The organism is Rhizobium sp. BK399, assembly GCF_014194695.1.
Lineage (GTDB): Bacteria > Pseudomonadota > Alphaproteobacteria > Rhizobiales > Rhizobiaceae > Rhizobium.
This window is the reverse complement of the sequence record NZ_JACIAH010000003.1, coordinates 334,027-352,364: the sequence shown is the minus strand read 5'-3', so window position 1 is coordinate 352,364 and position 18,338 is coordinate 334,027. Positions and strand designations below refer to the sequence as shown.

Here is an 18,338-nt window from a genome sequence, read left to right as displayed (position 1 = left end):
CAATGCGCATTCTTCTGGTCAATCCCAATACGACTGAAACCATGACCGAGAAGGCAGCCCTTGCTGCCCGCGCGGTCATGGCGTCTGGCACCGTCATCATTGCCGCCACCTCGCGAATGGGGCCGGTATCGATTGAAGGGCATTATGACGGGGCGCTCGCAATCCCGGGACTTCTCAGCGAACTCAAGGAGCGGGCTGGCGAATACGATGCCGCGATCATCGCCTGCTTCGACGATACGGGACTTGACGCGGCGCGCAGCTTTGCCGACGTGCCGGTGCTTGGACTCTGTGAATCTGCGGTCGCCACCGCAGGCTTCCTGGCGCAGCGATTTACCGTCGTGACGACGCTGGAGCGTTCGCGTGTCTTGATTGACAATCTTGTACGACGCTACGGCATGGGCGGACGCGCCAGGGTGCGCGCCTCCGATATTCCGGTTCTTCAGCTCGAAGATCCCACTTCGGGCGCTATCGGCAAGCTCCGGGCCGAGATCGAGCGTGCTCTTGCTGAGGATGGCGCCGAAGCGATCGTGCTTGGCTGCGCTGGGATGACTGATCTGGCGCGCGAGCTGCAGGATATCTACGGCGTGCCCGTGGTCGATGGGGTCGCCGTAGCGGTGAAGCAGGCCGAGGCGCTGGTTTCGCTCGGATTGTCGACGAGCAAGCGCGGTTCTTACGCATCGCCTCTGGCAAAACCCTTTACCGGCGCTATGAGCGCTTTCGCGCCGATGCGAGCAGCAGGCTGACCGATGACAATATCCTTCGATTTCGAAGCACTCTCGGAGCGTGAGCGTTACAAGCTGATGATTGGCACGATCATTCCGCGACCGATCGCGCTGGTGACTACGGTCGACGAACATGGCCGTATCAATGCCGCCCCGTTTAGCTTCTTCAATTGCCTCTCCGCCGATCCGCCCATCCTGGCGCTCGGCGTCGAGAACAATCCGGACATGTCTTTCAAGGACACGGGCTATAACATCCGCATGACGGAAGTCTTCACAGTCAACATTGTGTCGTTTTCCATTGCCGAAGCGATGCATGTCTGCGGGTCAAAATATCCGCGTGGTGTCGACGAGCTCAAGGAGGCGGGACTGACGGCGATGGCGGGTCAGAAAGTCGCTTCGCCATGGAGATCGCGGAAGCACCCGCAGCATTCGAGTGCAGGCGTCATGTCACGCTTGAGCTCGGGAAATCCCGTCAGATCATCATGGGCGAGATCGTCTATGCTCATTATCGCGACGGTGTCGTCGATCCTGAAGGTCTGCGCGTCGATCCCAGGCAAGTCGATGCCATCGCGCGCCTTGGCGGCGATACCTGCTCGACGATCCGTGACCGTTTCGAGATGCTGACGCCGAAATTATAAGATTTTCCAACCTTTGGGTCCGACGAGTTGCAGGCCGCTGCGCTGAGGTCGCCACGACAGACCCATCCCTAGCAGCCCCAGCGCAAGGCAGCCGTGGCGACAGGCGAATCCCATAGAGCGAACTCTTCGTCACGAAGCAGAGCGAGCGAGATCGAAAGGCCCTGCATGTCAAGTGAGCTTGCGTAAGTACCAACCAGTGAGCGCGCGATCTGCAGACCATGACCCTGCATGAAGCGATGCGCGACGTTGTAAGCGAGATAAAGTTCCGCCGGCGGCGTGCCGCCAAGGCCGTTCACGAAAAGCAATGCCTTGTCAGAAACCCGAGCGACTTCGTTGAAAACCACCTCGCTTAGATGCCTCACGATGGTGTCCGCGTTGGAGAAGGGCTCTCTTGAACGGCCCGGCTCTCCATGAATGCCAACACCCATTTCTATTTCTTCGGGGCCGAGTGAAAAGGTCGATCGCCGCGTGTGCGGCACCGTGACACCGGTCAGTGCGACACCCATCGATCTGACGCGGGACGCGAGGCCGGCAGCAAGGGTTTTCAATTCAGCGAGTGCCATGCCGTTTTCCGCGGCGGCGCCGAGAAGCCTTTCCATGATTACCGTACCGGCAATGCCTCGTCGACCGCGGCCGTCGTTCGTGCTTGCCGTTTCGATGTCGTCGCTTACGATCACCATCTCAATTCGGTGGCGGCTCGATGCCATCTCTGCCGCCATTTCGAAATTCATGAGGTCGCCGTCATAATTCTTTACCACCAGCAGGCAGCCGGCACCGGTGTCCACGTCCTCTATCGCGCTGAGGATTTGGCCTGGAGTAGGGGACGTGAAAATATGCCCGACGCATGCTGCATCCAGCATGCCGCGACCGACGAAGCCGACATGCATCGGCTCGTGGCCCGCTCCACCCCCGGAGATGACTGCTACCTTACCTGGAACGAGGTGGCGACGACGGACAAATTGACGGTCTGCGCCGAATACAAGGAACTCCTCATGGGCGCGCACGAAGCCTTCGACGCTTTCGGCGACCATTGTGTCCGCTGCATTCATGAATTTCTTCATCAAACCCCTCCCAAGGCGATGATCATCTAGCGCTCGTTCCGCGCGAACCGTCCGTTCAATCAGGCGGCCCCGAAATCTCGGCGATCTTTTGGACCAGGTCCGTGATCGCCTCTTCCAGAAGCCGGTTGCGGCGTTCATCGCCGAAGTCAGGCACCATTATCGAAAGATGCCGCAGTTTTTCCGTGGCGCCAAACTCCGGCAGCTTGCCGGGATGGGCGACCTGATAGGCGTCCAAAAAACGGTCCTGTTCGGCGGGGCTAAAATGGCACACCCTGAAGATGGTCGCGAGGTGACGCGCCGGAAGAGGCGTCGCATAAGTGGGGCTGGTTATCTGGGTGACGAAGCTGCGATGCTTGCCGAGTTCCGTCGCCAGCCTCTGACGTGTTCCTGACGGTCGGTTGTCGATAATCTGCGCCAGAATGTCCTTGTAGGCGATAATGGCGTCTTCGGTGTCTTCGCGCGCCATCCCTAGTCCCCGGCTGCTTTTGTCCCATCGGCGTTCAGGCCGACGAGTGCCGATCTTATCGCGCCAAGTCGAGCTGGCGCCACCGAAAAATGGCGTATGCCTGCCGCGAGGAGACCGGGCGTGCGCAGCGGGTCGCCGGCCATGTCACCGCAAATGCTGACCGGTCGGCCGCCGGCGAGCTTCACCGCCTGGGTCAGCAGGCGCAGCACGGCCGGTACGACTCGCTCTCGCTCCAGGCTGAAGCCGACCTCGTCACGTGCGGAGGCCACGAGGTATTGCGTCAGGTCGTTCGTGCCGAACGAAAAGAAGTCAGCGCCATCAAAGTCGTCGAGCATGAGCGCGGCTGCCGGTACCTCCACCATCATGCCGATCGGCGGAGTGCGGTGCGGCACGCCGCGGCGGCGAAGTTCGCCGGCTTCTTCGCGACAGATTTGCCGCATGTCATCAACTTCGGAAGGGAATGTCACCATTGGCAACATGATACGCAGGTTGCCAAAGACTGCTGCTCGAAGGAGCGCACGCGCCTGAACCCGCGCAATCTGCGGCCGGGCAAGAAGCAGACGGATACCGCGCAGCGAGCAGGTCTCGGTAATGCCCGGAAGCGGCTTGTCGCCCCCGACATCCAACATGCGGATTGTTACAGGACGTCCATCTGCCCATTCCAGGAGGCGTCGGTAGATTGCAAGCTGCTTTTCTTCGTTTGCTGCATCACCGAGCGACATCACCGCGAATTCAGACCGCATCAACCCTATGCCCGCGGTCACCTCGGCGGGAACCGCGTCCACTTCTGTCGGAGCGTTGACATTGACGGACAGGAGTACTTGCGTTCCGTCCGACGTGTACACAATTCCGTTGTCGAGTGGCAGAGCAGTGCTTTTTGACGGATCGCCGTGTCCCGCCGAGGTCGCGTTCGACTTGGCTGCCTGAAGAATGACAATACCAGTGTCACCATCAACTCCGATATGTTGCCCCCCTGCTGTTACGAAGCGGCCGGCGCCGATCACCATCGGTATCGACCGGGATCTGGCAAGCAGGGCGACATGACCGACCGCGCTGCCTGCGTAAAGAGCGATACCACCGCCGGCCGACCAGTCGTGGGCTAGGAAACGGCTGGGTTCCATATCCTTTCCAACATAGATCGATCCGGATGGAAAGTCGTCGACAGTCGTTCCCGTGAGCACCGACAAGACGCGGTTCTTGATATCGAGGATGTCAACGGCGCGCGCCCGCAATTGGGCTTCTTCCGAGCACTCCAGTTCCCGGATGTATCCATCGAGTGTTCCGACCCAGGCGAATGCCGCGTTTTCGCCAGCCTCGATGCGCGCGCCAGTCGCCTCGGTCAGCGTCGGATCGCGAAGTACCTCAATCTGAAACTCGACGATATCGCCGCCCTCCGGGTCCGTCCCGGTGGCCAGTTCCTGCAGTTCGAGAATAGCTTTCTCGATCGCACTTGCGAGCTCGACCTGGCCGGATAAGCTTGACGGGATTGACGCGGCGGGTTCGACCGGTTCGGCTACGAAGGCCGGGCCGCTCGCACTACCTGGCGAGGCGCTGGTGGCTTTCAGTCTAAGCGGTTCGGCCATGCTTCTTTTCCTCGTCGAAATTGCGCTCGATGAGGTCCTTCAATGCCCGGATGGCTTCTTCCGCGAGAATGCCGTTTGCACGGATCTTGAGCACCGAACCCTTGCGGATCTTGGCGCCCATGATCTTGATGATGCTCTTGCCGTTCAACCAGACGTCGTTGCCGTTGACCGCGACTTCGATCGAGCACGGAAACGACTTTGCCAGCCGCGTGAACGTCACTGACGGTCGAGCATGCAGTCCAACGCCATGCTTCACCTCGACTTCGGTCTGGCAACTGGCATGGATCTGCCCGGCCTCGTGGGCCCCAATACGAAAACCGCCGTTCATCAGGGTGATAGCTCCTCTGCCGTCGCGACCACCTTGGCCAACGACGCCCCACCGGAGGCCTCGGCAGCGGCAATAACGGCTCCTTCGACAACAGGGGCGTTGCAGATCGAAACCTTTTGGGAGCGGGGAGAACCGAGCATCTCGATCGCCATTTCGCTGTTGGTTTCGGCCCCCCCAAGGTCGACGAAGACGGCGACGCCAGCTTCCGACCATGCCTCGTCAATTGCCTTGAGAATTCCCCCGGCATCGGTGCCAAGCTCGCCTCGACTGTTGCCGCCCGACCAGGCAAGCGGCACGCTGTCACCCACCATCTGCCGCACCATCTCGGCGGTGCCTTTCGCGACCAGCGGCGAGTGGGAGACGATCACGATCCCGACGTTTGGGGTCTTCGCATTCATTCCGGGCGGTGCTCCTCAAGGTAGCGACAGATGGCGGTTGTCAGAAGGGCGCAACTCGAAGCGCCGGGATCGACATGTCCGATCGAACGGTCTCCAAGGTAGGCCGCGCGGCCGCGCATGGCCTTCATGGCGCCGGTCAGTCGGGCGGAAAGCTCTGCACGGCGCACGATATCCGTCAGGGGGGAATGTTGTGCGAGTGCATCCTGCACCGGATACAGGACGTCGAGCAGCGTCTTGTCGCCAGCGTTCGAGCGCCCACGGCGGGCCACGGCATCGATGGCCTGCTTGAGGGCAAGCGAAAAATCCTGTTCCCGGCCCGATTTGCGAAGCTCGCGCCCCATCTCAATCAGTAGTGTCCCGTAAAGTGGGCCGGCGGCGCCGCCGATGCTCATCACCAGGGTTAGGCCGATCCGTTCCAGCGCCTCGGGCAAGGGAAGGCCTGAGACCGTCGCTTCCTCGGCGCTGACCGCCTCGCAGCCGCGCTGCATATTGGTCCCATGATCGCCGTCACCGATCGCGCGATCGAGTGCGCAGAGGTGATCGCTATTTGCCGTGATCGCGGCCCGGCAAGCCTCAATCAATCCCGCGAGAAGAACCGGTTCTGCCTGCACCTGATAGCCTCCCAACCGCAGCACCAGCTCATGTCAGCCGTGCCGCGACCTCGAATACACCTGCCACCGCGACGGCTCCCGGATCCGGCACTCCCTCCAGATCCTTTTCTCCGATATAAGACGCGCGTCCGGCCCTTGCTTTCCGCATCGCTTTTGTCGACTCGGCGCCTGCCGCCGCCGCGCTTGCCGCAGCCGCTACGCCACCCGATCTCAAGGCCGCGAGCGCCGGCGCCAGCGCATCGACCATCGTGCGGTCGCCGACTGCGGCACCCCCATAGAACGTCATCCGATCAAGTCCGGCAAGCAGGGCAGCCGCAAGATCCGCCTTTTCCGCCATGGCTTTCGATGCGGCGGTAAAGAAGATCGAGAGCAGTACGCCGCTCGAGCCACCCATGCTCGTACCGAGAACCTCGCCGATTGCGGCCATAGTGGCGGCGGGGTCATTCAGCGGTAGCGCGTCGATCCGGGAAAGGATGCTGCGCGCACCCGTTGCCATGGTGGAGCCGGTGTCGCCATCGCCGACGCGGCTATCCAGGTGGTTCAATTCGCGTTCGAGGGAAATCAGATGCTCGCAAACTGCGGCAAGGAGCCGGCGGTTCCCGCCATGGTCGCTGACCGAAGTGACCTCGGCGAGGGTGGAGGTGCTTGCTGGTGCAGGAATGACTGTGATCTCGTGCCGTTCGACGACGGGTGCCCATGCGTGCGGTTCGACCGCAGCCTTCAGTGCGGCCTCGCGGGTGGCATCCAGACGGATCAGCGAAAGCGAAAAGCCGTTCATGTTGAGCGCGGTCATCATCGGAGCCGGCCCGACGATCAGCCGGACGCGGCGGGCAAGAGAAGAGGACAACACGGCGTTGGCAATGACGCCCATTTCAAGCGGCGGTACCGCGCCGAGGTTGTTGATCAGCAGCCCATAGTCGCCCGCGCCATCAATCCTTGCAGCCAACCGCTCGCTCATGGTTGCCACGAGATCTGCAACCGGCTGCAACGCGATGCGCTCGACGCCGGGCTCTCCGTGGATTCCAAGGCCGAGCTCTCCCTCGTCGGCCCCCATCCGATCCTCATGTGCTTGGCCTGGTACACTGCAGGTCGAAAGTGACATGCCGAGGGATACGATGTCGCGCGCTGCCGCAGCTGCCTGTGCCGTGACCGTCTTCAGGTCAGCACCGGATTCGGCGTGGTAGCCGGCGATCTTGTGCACGAACAGTGTGCCGGCAACGCCGCGGGGCTGGTTGATGCCGGGGATGGCAATGTCGTCGGCAACGATCACCATCTCGACTGCGAACCCCTCGGCACGCGCCTTTTCGGCGGCCAGGCCGAAGTTCAGGCGGTCGCCGGTATAGTTTTTGACAATGAGCAATGCACCCTTGGGGCCGGTGACGGCTCGGATTGCGGTCAGCACCGCATCGACGCTGGGCGAAGCAAAAATCTCGCCGGATACCGCGGCCGTCAGCATTCCCTTGCCGACGAAGCCGGCATGCGAAGGCTCATGGCCCGCGCCGCCGCCGGAGATGATCGCGACCTTCGACCGGTCCCAGCCGGCGCGGAGGATCACCTTGATCTCAGGGAAGCTGTCCAGACGGGCAAGGCGCCCGGGGCTGCTCGTCAGAAGCACGCCGTCGAGGGCTTCGGTTACGATCGTTTCCCGGCGATTGAAGAAGTGTTTCATGGAGAGAGACCCGTCTGTTCATGCGAGTGTTTTGTTTCGTTCGGTGTCACAGCCGCTGGCCGCTGGCGTCGAAATAAAGCGGATCGCGTAGTGTCAGGCTGATTCGATCACCTGGCCGAATTGCAAGATATGGATCGGCAAGTGTGACGAGCTTGTGGTTGCGCACCCGGATGTGCAGGTGGTTCTGGTCTCCCAGGTGCTCGATCCAGTCGATTTCCGCATTGGCATTCTTGTCAACGATGATTTCAAGATGTTCGGTTCGCGCCCCGACCGTCCTGGTCCCGGGTGGTGGATTGGCTCCGGGAAGGAGATCGGCGGGCAGCAGGTTGATGTGCGGCTGGCCGAGACGGGCAGCGACATGAAGGCTGGCGGGATTGCCGTAGATTTCACGCGGCGTTCCGACCTGCAGCAGTCGGCCTCCCGCGACGATGCCGATGCGGTCTGCCATCGTCATCGCCTCGACCTGGTCATGGGTCACATAGAGCAGTGTCGAGCCGAGCTCCTTCTGGATGCGCTTCAGTTCCAGGCGCAGTTCCGCCCGCAGCTTCGCATCGAGCGAGGAGAGCGGTTCGTCCATCAGGTAGATGGCGGGCCGCCGCACCAGCGCCCTGCCGATCGCAACGCGCTGCATTTCGCCGCCCGAAAGGCGTGTCGAACGGTTCTCCAGCTTATGGTCGATCCTGACCATCCGTGCAATCTCCCGGACGCGGCGGTCGATCTCCTCGGCCCCGAGCTTGCGCACCGGCGCTCGCAGCGGAAAGGCGAGGTTGTCGTAAACCGTCATGTGCGGGTAGAGCGAGTATTGCTGGAAGACGAAGGCGACATCCCTTTCAGCCGGTGCCTCGCCGGCAACGCTGCGACCGCCGATTTCGATCCGGCCGCTGTCGGGGCGCTCCAGGCCTGCAATAAGGCGCAGCGTCGTCGTTTTGCCGGCGCCCGTCGGCCCAAGCAGGACGACGAACTCGCCGTCACGGATCGACAGGTCCAGATCAGCGAGTGCCTGTGTGTCGCCGAAACGCTTGTTGAGACCCTTGAGCGCGACGTCAGCCATGACGTTCCTCCGAATACAGCGCCGAGGCAATGGCGCGGCCCGACTTGCAATCGAACAGCGCCAGCTTGGCCGGGTTGAACTCAAGGCCAACCGTCTCGCCGATATGGAAATTACGGTTTGCCGGTACGCGCGCCTTGATGACGCCGCTCGAGGTCTCGACCGCCACCACCTGATTGGTCCCGAGATATTCGCTGCCATAGACGGCGCCACGCAACGGAGAGGCGTCGCTGAAGCGGATATGCTCCGGCCTGACGCCGAGCGCCAATTCGGCTTCCGCTAGATCTTGATGCACCTCGGGAATACTGACGTTGACGCCATGCAGCGAGATCGATTGTGCGCCCGTCTGAAGGCCTGAGGTGAAGCGCATGAAATTCATCGGCGGCGAGCCGATGAAATCGGCGACATACATGGTCGCTGGTTTGCTGTAGATTTCCTGCGGCGTGCCGAACTGCTCGATGACGCCGTGGTTCATCACGGCGATCTTGTCGGCCATCGCCATCGCCTCATGCTGGTCATGCGTCACGTAGACCGTCGTCGCATGGATGCGGTTGTGGAGTTCGCGCAGTTCATGGACCATGACCTCGCGGAACTCGGCGTCGAGCGTCCCGAGCGGCTCATCCATCAGGAAGCACTTCGGGCGGCGCACGATTGCTCGTCCGAGCGCCACGCGCTGGCGGTCGCCGCCGGCAAGCCCGGAGACGGATCGGTCAAGGATATGATCGATCTGCAGCAGCCGCGCGGTTTCCTCGACACGCTGACGGATCTCCGCCTTCGGCATGCCTTGCGACAGCAGCGGGAAGGCGATGTTCTTGCGCACGTTCATATGCGGATAGAGCGCAAAAAGCTGGAAGACGAAGGCAATGTCGCGGGCGCTGGCGCGGTTGAAGGTGACGTCTTCGCCGTCGAGGTAGATCTTGCCGCTCGTCGGCAGTTCGAGGCCGGCGATCATGCGAAGCGTCGTCGTCTTGCCGCAGCCAGACGGTCCGAGTAGCGCCAGGAACTCGCCATCATGGATGACGAAGCTCGAATCCTGCACGGCGACGAAGCTGCCGAACTGCTTGCGGAGGTTTTCGATCCTGATATCGGCCATGGCTCACTCCGGGAACTTCGAGACGATGATGAACATGGCCGTGCCGGCCAGCAGTGTCACCAGCGAATAGGTGTAGAGGACCAGCAGGAATGGCTGGAAGAGCATCAGGAAGCCGATGGCGATCAGCGCGGTTGCGATGTTCTCCATCGGGCCGCGACGCAGGAAGAAGGGGCGCTTCGGGCGGGATGGGCGCGGTGTTTCTATCAGATGCGTCATTTGCGGACCGCTCCGAAGGTGATGCCACGCAAGAGCTGCTTGCGTAGGAGAATAGTGAAGACAAGGATGGGGATGAGGAAGATCGTCGTTCCCGCCGCGACCGCTGGCCAGTCCTGACCACCTTCGCCGATGATGGTCGGGATGAAGGGCGGCGCCGTTTGGGCCTCGCCGGAGGTCAGCAGTGCCGCAAAGGCATACTCATTCCAGGCGAAGATCAGGCAGAAGATCGCGGTGGCAGCAATGCCTGTCGTTGCCTGCGGCAGGACGACCTTCCAGAAGGCCTGCAGCCGCGTATAGCCGTCGATCATCGCGGCTTCCTCATATTCGCGGGGGATCTCGTCGATGAAGCCCTTGAGCAGCCAGACGGCGAGCGAGACGTTGACCGCAGTGTAAAGCAGGATCATGCCCAGCGCCGTGTCGGAAAGCCCGAGCTCGCGGTACATCAGATAGATCGGGATGGCGACAGCAATCGGCGGCATCATGCGGGTCGACAGGATGAAGAACAGCAGGTCATCGGCGAGCGGTACCCTGAAGCGGGAGAAACCGTAGGCGGCCAGCGTCCCCAACGAGACGGCCAGGAAGGTCGAGCCAAAAGCGATCACCAGCGAGTTGGCAAAACGCGGCAGGAAGTTCGACGGGCCGGCGATCACCATGTTGCGCTTGCGGGTCACCTCGTCGCAGGTGCCGGTCGGGGCGGGCAGGGAGGCGATGTATTCCGGCGTCTGGCGCGTTCTCGTCGTCAGAAGGTTGCAGTACCCCTCCAGCGTCGGCGTAAAGACGATCTTCGGAGGATAGCTGATCGAGTCGGGCGGCGATTTGATGCTGGTCAGGAAGATCCAGACGAGCGGGATCAGCGTGATCAGGGCGTAGACGATAACGATGGCGCCGGCGATGCGCTTGCTGGTCGAGCTCGGTTCGACGACCGAATGGGCTGAGGTGGCGGAACTCATCGTTGCTTCACCCTGTTAAGTGCCTTGACGTAGATGTTGGCGAGGCCGAACACGGCGACGAAGAGGACAATGGCGAAGGCCGAGGCCCGCCCGGTTGCCCAGCTCTCGAAGGCCGCGCGCTTCAAGGTGATCGAGGCGACTTCGGTGGTCGAACCCGGACCGCCGCCGGTCAAAAGCGTGACCATGTCGAACATCTTGAAGTTCTCGATGCCGCGAAACAGCACGGCGAGCATGATGAAGGGCAGGGCCATCGGTACGGTGATCGACCAGAACTGGCGCCATGCGGAGGCGCGGTCGACCTCCGCCGCCTCGTAAATATAGTCGGGAATGGAGCGCAGGCCCGCCAGGCAGATCAGCATAACGTAGGGTGTCCACATCCAGGTATCGACAATGATGATCGCCCAAGGCGCAAGCGTGACGCTGCCGAGCATCTGGATATCAGCGGTCGGAATGCCGGTGACCAGAGAAACAGCATAGGCAAAGAGCCCGATCTGCGGCTCGTACAGGAAACGCCAGAAGTTGCCGACGACCGCGGGGGACAGCATCATCGGGATCAGGATCAGGGTCGTCCAGAAGGCGTGGCCGCGAAACTTCCGGTCGATCAGGTAGGCGAGCGTAAAGCCGATGATCGTCTGCAGCAGGATCGTCCAGAACACGAAATGGGCTGTCGTCTGCATCGCCTGCCAGATATCGGGGTCGGTCAGCACGCGCTCGTAGTTGTTCAAGCCGACGTTCTGAACCGGCGCATTTGGGCGATTGGCGCGATAATTCGTGAACGACAGATAGATTGCCCAGATGAGCGGGAAGATGTTGATGGCGAGAAGCAGGATGATGGTGGGGGCGATAAACACCCAGGCGATCGCCCGGTCGGACAGACCGCGGACCCGGCGAGCGACCGATACCGGTGTTGCTCTCGCAGTCGCATCCGCTGCCTGCTCGACCATGGAGGAAGAGGAAATGTTCAAGGTGTCACCTGGTCTTTGCGTATGTGAGACACGTGGCGGCCCGGCCGTCTTGGCAATCCGGGCCGCCATTCTGGCAAGAATGTTGTGCGTCCTGCCGGACACTAGATCTTGCCGTCGTCCTTGAAGACTTCGGTCCAGTCCTTCACCAGGCCGTCAAGCGCCTCCTGGGCGGTGCCGTTGCCGGCCACGACATAGTTATGAACGCGTTTCTGCATGTCCTGGAGTAGGGTTGCATAGCTCGGCTCGGCCCAGAAATCCTTGACGATCGCCATCGAGTCCAGGAATGCCTGGGCGTAGGGCTGGCTGGAGGCGAAGTCCGGGGCGTTGACGACCGACTTCAGGCACGAGTAGCCGCCGAGCTGCCACCATTTGGCCTGCACCTCAGGCTGCGCGAACCACTTGATGTACTGCAGAGCGGCGTCCTTCTTGTCGGAATAGGAAACCACCGAGATGCCCTGTCCGCCAAGCTGGGCGAAATGCTTTTTTTCGGCCGGGTTGGGGAAGAAGCCGATCTTGTCGCCGCCGACCTTTTCGTCCTTGTAGAGGCCGGGCCACGTGAAGGCGAAGTTCATCTGCATCGCCACCTGGCCCGACTTGAAGGCGTCGGCGGATTCGACCATGTAGACGTTGGAGCTGCCGGGCGGTGTGCAGCAGTCATAGAGCGCCTTGTAGAATTCGAGGCCCTTGACGGCGTCAGGTGAGTTGACAAAGCCTTCCATCTCGTAGGGCTTGTCGGGGTTGTCGTACTGGAAGCCCCAGTCATAGAGGACGTTGGTCACGCCCATCGTGATGCCTTCGGAGCCGCGCTCCGTATAGATCGAGGCTCCGTAAACGGTCTTGCCGTCGATCTCGCGCTTCTGGAAGAACTCGGCGATCTGCTTCAGCTCGTCATAGGTCTTCGGCGCTGCGAGATCTCGGCCATATTTTTCCTTGAATTCCTTTTGCAGTTCTGGCCGCTCGAACCAATCCTTGCGATAGGTCCAGCCGACGACGTCGCCCATGGCGGGCAGTGCCCAGTAGTTCGGCGTGTTCTTCGGCCATTCCGAATAGCCCACGACGGTCGCCGGCACGAAGTCATCCATCTTGATGCCTTCCTTGTCGAAGAAGTCGTTGAGCTTGACGTAGTGGCCGTTCTCAGCCGAGCCGCCGATCCACTGGCTGTCGCCGATGATCAGGTCGCATAGCTTGCCGTGGGAGTTCAGTTCATTGAGGAAGCGGTCCGCGTAGCTCGTCCAGGGCACGAACTCGAACTTCATTTCGGTGCCGGTCTTGGCGGTGAAATCCTTCGAGAGTTCGACCAGCGCATTCGCCGGGTCCCAAGCGGCCCAGCAGAGTGTCAGTTGATCGGCTTTGGCGAGATTGGGCAGCGCCGACGAGATGATGAACGCCGAGGCCAGCCCGAGAAGGGCTTTCGATTTCTTCTGCATTAGTTCCTCCCAGAACCAAAGGCCGGCTCCCCGCCGACCGCGCAAGTTCACCCATTTCTGAAAATGCTAACATGAACTCCTCAACTCTCATGTTTAGCAATATGTTTAGTAATAGATAAATTTATAAACAAAGCAAGCGGGTTTTTATTGTTGCGACGCCTAGGGCCGGACTGCTTGTTTACGACGCCGAAAGGCCAGAAACCTTGCCGATATCAGGGCTTGCCTTGCTATTGGCGGCGTGTCGCCCAAAAGCTGAGGCGCCCGGGCATGGAACTGCTTCTCCATGATCGTCGCCGCTTCCGTCGCCGCGAGGATGGAAGCGCTTCGGTCGCGCCTCCGGCGCACATCGAGATCATCCGCGTCTAGAGATCAATGGATACCGATATCGTATCCCTGGGGTAGTACTTGGCGCACCCGGCACGCTCAATGCCTCGATACGTTGAAATTATTCTCGCTCCCTGCGAGGTTTTCCGGTAATATAGTTGGGGAAGCGATAGCCGACTAGCGCTCGAGAGAGCTCATGAATTCGCGCCTCGTCGCTCGGCACTACTCAAATTTCAGATGACATATCTTCCGCCACCGCAAGGTGGCGTCGATGCAGCACGCGTGGCCGCTATTTCGCACGTCAACGGTCCCGCAAGTCCTTGAAGCAACGGGAGAAGGAAGATGGATTTCATCGAACAATGGTTCGGGGTTTCCCCAGACGGCGGCGACGGTACGACCGAACTCCTCTTTTTTGTGATCATCATGGTCCTCCTTGCTGCTATCGTCTGGCGTCGCTGGATAACGCATCGCAAAACCCGCAACTTTTGAGTGCTCCAATGGTTCCCGTCCCGTTTGGCGGCGGCGGAGCAGTGCGCGGCATTTCGGCCATGAACGATCTCTCGTTTTCGGACCACTGCGGTCAAAGCAACTTGCAGCGGCGGTTCATGGACGAGCTACTTGCGAGGAGGCACGCCTATGACCACGGATGTTGTCACAATTTATGAGGACGCAGGCTTTGGAGGACGAAGCAAAGCGCTTGCGCCGGGTGGCTACCGCTTTTTTACACCCGACGATTTCAACGACGTCGTGTCTTCCATCAGGATTCCAACAGGGCTCGGGGCGCAACTCTTCGAGCATGCCGATGATGGCGGCGGCTATGGCATTTCCATCGACTTGCTGGAGGATTGTCCGGATCTCTCTGTGTACGGTTTCAATGACAAGATCTCGTACGTGAACGTGTTTTCAATCGCCGATCGACCGGGCTTTGTCTGGGCGCGGAGCCGCATGGAAAACGGCCAGTTCATCCCGGGTCACTGGGAGCGCCAACGAGCGAATGGAGCCCTGCCAGACAACTCTACGGCAGTGGTGTCGCCGCCATATGCGCCACATCCCTCCACTGCGGCAACGGTGATGCAAGTTGACGGCGCCCAAACAATCATCACGTTCCTGGGCGGCCAGAACGGCTCGGACGCAGCAATGTGGGATCATGCGGTTGCCGACCAGATGGGGATCATCGGCAGCGACTTCAGAGGCCCCGAAGAGATTGGCTCGGCCGCTTTCGAGCGGGCGTCGAACAATATAGCAATTCCTGACAACTTGAACTTCTGGTATCCGCAAAAACAGCCGCGTGACCACCGATCCGTCGTCTATTTCAAGCGGACGCTGGTCGGCAAAGTGGATAGCGTTCATATCGCCGATATCAACGGTACCTACGAAGACCATGACGTCAACATAGACGTCATTCCCAACGAGAAGTACCAGTACCTTATCACCGACGGGCATCCACGCGAGTACACCGACATCATGAGCGCCCAGTGGAATCTGAGTCTTCACCAGTTGGGCAAGCCCAATTGCGACGATAGCGAGAGTGTCGCCGAGGCCGCCCTGGTCGAAGCGGAAATACAGCCTGACGGCGATGTCCACTCCGGAACGGCGCAGACATTGAACGACTTGATCTTGGCACGAGGGCCTCAGGATATCTGCATCTACGGTGTCTGGATTTACGACAAGGGCCACTGCTGCCACTCGGAGATTCATCCCGCCGAGCAAATCTGGTGGCGGGATGATGTCAGCGCCAATCAGCACAAGTATACGCTTAATGTCTTCTGCGATGCCTCCAAACGTTTCTGGTGGCGGGACCAGATGGACGATGGCACCAAACTCAAGCCTTGGGGTGCGCCACCGATTGCCGGCACATTTGCCATCGCGTTCGAGGCTGAATTGGGCAAACCCGCCGTCACATTCGAGGTATCCAACATCAATGATTACAACGTCGCGGTCATTCCCAATGGTAACCAAGTCTACAACCTCGTTTACCAGAACAACGTTCTCGTGTCGTTCATTCCACACAACGACGCGTTCAAGGTGACGTATGAGAACGTTGGATTGACCCGCGACAACAAGGTCAGGGGATTCCTCGTCATCCAGACAACGGTTGGAACTGTTACCCAGACGACAACCCGTCTGGTCATTCCCAATTCCAATCCGCAGTTAGCGCCGATCGTTGCGGATATCCCGCCCGGCACGGACGTCAACACGATAGATCAGCGGTTCGAACGGGAAGCCTTCAAGAAAGTTGAAGGGCGCTATATGTTCAGCGTGATGCAGACCAATCCGTTGCCGCACCTTGTGCACGGCGTCTGGAATTCAGATTTCCTACGACACCGGCTGCATGTCACACCGGAGATCGGCAGATAACACCACGCGAACTCGGGCTGCGTTTGCTTACGGCCCCAAAGCGGACCAACTTGTCGTTCAGCCAACAAAGCGGTCCGCCGACGGCATATGGTCACGCCCGGCGATCACGCCTGTCGATACCAGTGTCTCAAAGAACTCCACCTTGAGGTCGAAGGACTTCAGGAGTTTTTGGGTGCTTGGCAGGTGAATGAAATTAATCATGAGTCGTCCTGAAATAACGCTCGAGGAAGCGACTGTAAGCCCCCATCAGCGCGCTGAAGATAAAATAGACGGCGGCAGCAAAGACATAGCCTTCGAGCACCGCAATACCCTGCCAGGCGGGATCGCGCATGGCCGAGCGTACCGTGTCGAGGAAATCGAGCAGGCCGACAATGGTGACGAGGGTGGTGTCCTGGAAGAAACTGATAAAGAGCGCGACGAGCGGTGGGATGACCTTCTTGATTGCCTGCGGCAACACGATCGTGAGCATCGTCAACCAATAGCCCATGCCGAGTGATGCACTCGCCTCCAGCTGACCTCTCGGCACGTCCTGCAGTCCGCCGCGCACAATCTCGGCGATATAGGCCGCGGCAAAGATGATAATGGCGATCTGGGCACGCAGAAGCTTGTCGACCGTCACACCATCCGGCATGAACAGCGGCAGCATGACTGTCGCCATGAAGAGGATGCTGATCAACGGCACGCCGCGAACGATTTCGATGAAGCTGGTCGCCAGCACACGGATCACTGGCAGGTCGGATGCGCGCGACAAGGCAAGCAGGATACCAAGCGGCAACGCCAGGGAAAGCCCGACGAAAGCGAGCATGAAGGAAAGCGGCAGGCCGCCCCATTGGGTCGTTGGAACCGCGGGTAGCCCGAGGACGCCGCCAGCCATCAGTCCATACAGAACGGGCAGGATGACGAACACCCAAACGAGCAGCAGGTTACGGCTCCATAGCTGCGGAACCATGGAAGCGACGGCCGCGCCGATGAAGACAATCAGCGAAAGAAATGGCCGCCACTGTTCCTCGAACGGATAAAAACCGAATGCCATGTAGCGAAGCTTGGCGCTGAGGAATGGCCAGCAGGCACCGCTCCCCACCTTGCAATCCTCAGGCGTTCCGGCAAACGTTGCGTCGATGAGCAGCCACCGGGTGGCGAGCCAGCCGATACCGATGACGGCTGCGCCGCAAAGGATGGTGATCAGCACGTTGCCCGGCGTCCCGAAGAAATCTTGCCACCAGCGGGATAGCCGTCGGGGAGGCGCGTCGCCTGTGGTTGTGCCGAGCACGAGTTGGAGTTCCGTCACGGTCAGCGCTCCTTCAGGGCAACGTGCTTGTTATACCAGTTCATGATGAGCGAAATGGCGATCGACAGGCCAAGATAGGCGCCCATGAAGATCGCAATGGTTTCCATTGCCTGTCCGGTCTGGTTCATGACGGTGTTGGACACCATCACGAGGTCGGGGTAACCGATGGCGATCGCCAGAGAACTGTTCTTGAAGACGGTAAGATATGTGTTGGTGAGCGGCGGAATGATCAGGCGAAGTGCCTGCGGCAGGATGACAAGGCGCATGGCTCGCCGCCGGGGCAGACCGAGCGCCATCGATGCTTCCCATTGCCCTTTATGGACGGCCTGGACGCCGGCACGGACGATCTCGGCGACGTTGGCAGATACGCTGAGTGCAAGCCCGAACCAGAGTGCCACAAATTCCGGCCTGACCTGCAATCCTCCCGTCAGGCGGAAGCGGCCCTTTTCCGGCAAGTCGATGGCCATGTTAACGTCGCCCAGCAGCAGGACGAGGCCAATCGGAGCAATGGTAGCGAGCAATGCGATGAGGGGGCCATGGTTGGAGGTGCCCGTAGCAAGCCGTCGGCGCAGCGCGATATGTCGAATGAGGAGCGCCGAGACGATGCCGAGCCCGACTGCTCCGAGAGCAATGGAAAGGCCGCGCTCAAAGCTGATGGAGGGGATGACCAGGCCGCTGTTGGAGAGATAGACATGCGGCGCGAGCGGCAGGGCTGCTCGAACAGGCGGCAGCACATTGATGATCACCGCGTACCAGAACAAGAGGTAGAGCAGAAGCGGAATGTTCCTGAGCGCCTCGACGTAGGACAGCATCAGCCGCTGGAGCAATGGATTGCGCGACATGCGACCGATGCCGACTGCAAGCCCCAGGATCGTGCCAAATAAGCCGGCCAGCAGCGAAACCTTGACTGTGTTCGCAAAGCCAACGAAGAGGGCGCGAGCAACGGTGTCGGTCGGCTCGTAGGCGATCGCGGCCTCGCTGATGACGAAACCGGCCTGGCGCGACAGATAGGAAAAGCCGGTCGTGATGTCATGTCTGGCAAGATTGTTGCTTGCGGTCGCAAACATCGACCAGGCGACAAGCGCGACGACGCCGATTGCCATCCACTGGTAAAAGAGCGCGCGAAAGCGCGCGTTGTTCATGAAAGCCATTGAGAGCATTCCGATGAGAAACCGCGCGAGGTGGTTGCGCCC

General features: G+C 60.4%; 19 protein-coding genes and 1 pseudogene. 4 read left to right on the top strand and 16 right to left on the bottom strand.

All coding sequences use genetic code 11. The annotated features are described in order from the left end of the window. Nucleotides 1-2 precede the first annotated feature (2 nt). Both FHT97_RS10565 and FHT97_RS10560 read left to right on the top strand, forming a co-directional pair. Nucleotides 3-743, top strand: coding sequence for an aspartate/glutamate racemase family protein (locus FHT97_RS10565; protein WP_183861944.1), 741 nt, complete (start codon nucleotides 3-5; stop codon nucleotides 741-743). Nucleotides 744-746: 3 nt separating this feature from the next. After that, nucleotides 747-1,360 (top strand): annotated as a pseudogene (locus FHT97_RS10560) (flavin reductase family protein). 68 nt (nucleotides 1,361-1,428) lie between these two features. Here FHT97_RS10560 and FHT97_RS10555 read toward each other — a convergent pair. The 13 genes from FHT97_RS10555 to FHT97_RS10495 form a co-directional block, all read right to left on the bottom strand. Further along, complete coding sequence (locus FHT97_RS10555; RefSeq protein WP_183861942.1) at nucleotides 1,429-2,421, bottom strand: dihydroxyacetone kinase subunit DhaK; 993 nt, start codon at nucleotides 2,419-2,421, stop codon at nucleotides 1,429-1,431. 55 nt (nucleotides 2,422-2,476) lie between these two features. Further along, the gene (locus tag FHT97_RS10550; protein WP_114713755.1) at nucleotides 2,477-2,887 is read right to left on the bottom strand and encodes a hypothetical protein; all 411 of its coding nucleotides are present in this window, start codon (nucleotides 2,885-2,887) and stop codon (nucleotides 2,477-2,479) included. Nucleotides 2,888-2,889: 2 nt separating this feature from the next. Next, nucleotides 2,890-4,470: a putative PEP-binding protein gene (locus FHT97_RS10545; RefSeq protein WP_183861940.1), complete on the bottom strand. Its 1,581-nt coding sequence runs from the start codon at nucleotides 4,468-4,470 to the stop codon at nucleotides 2,890-2,892. Beyond that, on the bottom strand, nucleotides 4,454-4,798 hold the full coding sequence (locus tag FHT97_RS10540; RefSeq protein ID WP_114713753.1) for an HPr family phosphocarrier protein: 345 nt from the start codon (nucleotides 4,796-4,798) through the stop codon (nucleotides 4,454-4,456). Before FHT97_RS10540 ends, FHT97_RS10545 begins: the two co-directional genes overlap by 17 nt. Continuing rightward, nucleotides 4,798-5,196, bottom strand: coding sequence for a dihydroxyacetone kinase phosphoryl donor subunit DhaM (gene dhaM, locus FHT97_RS10535; RefSeq protein WP_183861938.1), 399 nt, complete (start codon nucleotides 5,194-5,196; stop codon nucleotides 4,798-4,800). Before dhaM ends, FHT97_RS10540 begins: the two co-directional genes overlap by 1 nt. Further along, nucleotides 5,193-5,807, bottom strand: a complete 615-nt coding sequence (gene dhaL, locus FHT97_RS10530; RefSeq protein WP_183861936.1) for a dihydroxyacetone kinase subunit DhaL — start codon at nucleotides 5,805-5,807, stop codon at nucleotides 5,193-5,195. Before dhaL ends, dhaM begins: the two co-directional genes overlap by 4 nt. 28 nt (nucleotides 5,808-5,835) lie before the next feature. After that, on the bottom strand, nucleotides 5,836-7,476 hold the full coding sequence (locus tag FHT97_RS10525) for a dihydroxyacetone kinase subunit DhaK (RefSeq protein WP_183861934.1): 1,641 nt from the start codon (nucleotides 7,474-7,476) through the stop codon (nucleotides 5,836-5,838). Between the two features lie 46 nt (nucleotides 7,477-7,522). Continuing rightward, nucleotides 7,523-8,527: an ABC transporter ATP-binding protein gene (locus FHT97_RS10520; protein ID WP_183861932.1), complete on the bottom strand. Its 1,005-nt coding sequence runs from the start codon at nucleotides 8,525-8,527 to the stop codon at nucleotides 7,523-7,525. Beyond that, nucleotides 8,520-9,617, bottom strand: coding sequence for an ABC transporter ATP-binding protein (locus tag FHT97_RS10515; protein WP_183861930.1), 1,098 nt, complete (start codon nucleotides 9,615-9,617; stop codon nucleotides 8,520-8,522). The genes FHT97_RS10520 and FHT97_RS10515 overlap by 8 nt, the downstream gene beginning before the upstream one ends. Nucleotides 9,618-9,620: 3 nt before the next feature. Further along, nucleotides 9,621-9,833 (bottom strand): hypothetical protein, encoded by a 213-nt coding sequence (locus FHT97_RS10510; RefSeq protein ID WP_007814759.1) that lies wholly within the window; start codon nucleotides 9,831-9,833, stop codon nucleotides 9,621-9,623. Continuing rightward, nucleotides 9,830-10,783 (bottom strand): carbohydrate ABC transporter permease, encoded by a 954-nt coding sequence (locus FHT97_RS10505; protein ID WP_016555185.1) that lies wholly within the window; start codon nucleotides 10,781-10,783, stop codon nucleotides 9,830-9,832. The genes FHT97_RS10510 and FHT97_RS10505 overlap by 4 nt, the downstream gene beginning before the upstream one ends. After that, nucleotides 10,780-11,748 carry a sugar ABC transporter permease gene (locus FHT97_RS10500; protein WP_183861928.1) on the bottom strand — a complete coding sequence of 323 codons (969 nt, stop codon included), beginning with the start codon at nucleotides 11,746-11,748 and terminating at the stop codon, nucleotides 10,780-10,782. Before FHT97_RS10500 ends, FHT97_RS10505 begins: the two co-directional genes overlap by 4 nt. Nucleotides 11,749-11,849: 101 nt before the next feature. Then, nucleotides 11,850-13,175 (bottom strand): ABC transporter substrate-binding protein, encoded by a 1,326-nt coding sequence (locus FHT97_RS10495; RefSeq protein WP_114713745.1) that lies wholly within the window; start codon nucleotides 13,173-13,175, stop codon nucleotides 11,850-11,852. Between the two features lie 666 nt (nucleotides 13,176-13,841). Between FHT97_RS10495 and FHT97_RS10490 the strand changes: the two genes are divergently transcribed. After that, a complete protein-coding gene (locus FHT97_RS10490) occupies nucleotides 13,842-13,988 on the top strand; it encodes a hypothetical protein (RefSeq protein ID WP_183755383.1) in 147 nt (48 codons plus the stop codon). A 147-nt stretch (nucleotides 13,989-14,135) separates the two neighbouring features. Beyond that, nucleotides 14,136-15,857: a hypothetical protein gene (locus tag FHT97_RS10485; RefSeq protein ID WP_183861926.1), complete on the top strand. Its 1,722-nt coding sequence runs from the start codon at nucleotides 14,136-14,138 to the stop codon at nucleotides 15,855-15,857. Nucleotides 15,858-15,914: 57 nt separating this feature from the next. Here the strand turns inward: FHT97_RS10485 and FHT97_RS10480 are convergent, their stop codons facing one another. Genes FHT97_RS10480 through FHT97_RS10470 form a run of 3 tightly spaced genes read right to left on the bottom strand, consistent with a single transcriptional unit; the run spans nucleotide 15,915 to nucleotide 18,296 of the window. Then, the gene (locus FHT97_RS10480) at nucleotides 15,915-16,058 is read right to left on the bottom strand and encodes a hypothetical protein (protein ID WP_183862038.1); all 144 of its coding nucleotides are present in this window, start codon (nucleotides 16,056-16,058) and stop codon (nucleotides 15,915-15,917) included. After that, complete coding sequence (locus FHT97_RS10475) at nucleotides 16,051-17,145, bottom strand: amino acid ABC transporter permease (protein WP_183861924.1); 1,095 nt, start codon at nucleotides 17,143-17,145, stop codon at nucleotides 16,051-16,053. The genes FHT97_RS10480 and FHT97_RS10475 overlap by 8 nt, the downstream gene beginning before the upstream one ends. A gap of 2 nt (nucleotides 17,146-17,147) precedes the next feature. Further along, nucleotides 17,148-18,296: an ABC transporter permease subunit gene (locus FHT97_RS10470; protein WP_183861922.1), complete on the bottom strand. Its 1,149-nt coding sequence runs from the start codon at nucleotides 18,294-18,296 to the stop codon at nucleotides 17,148-17,150. Nucleotides 18,297-18,338: the final 42 nt, after the last annotated feature.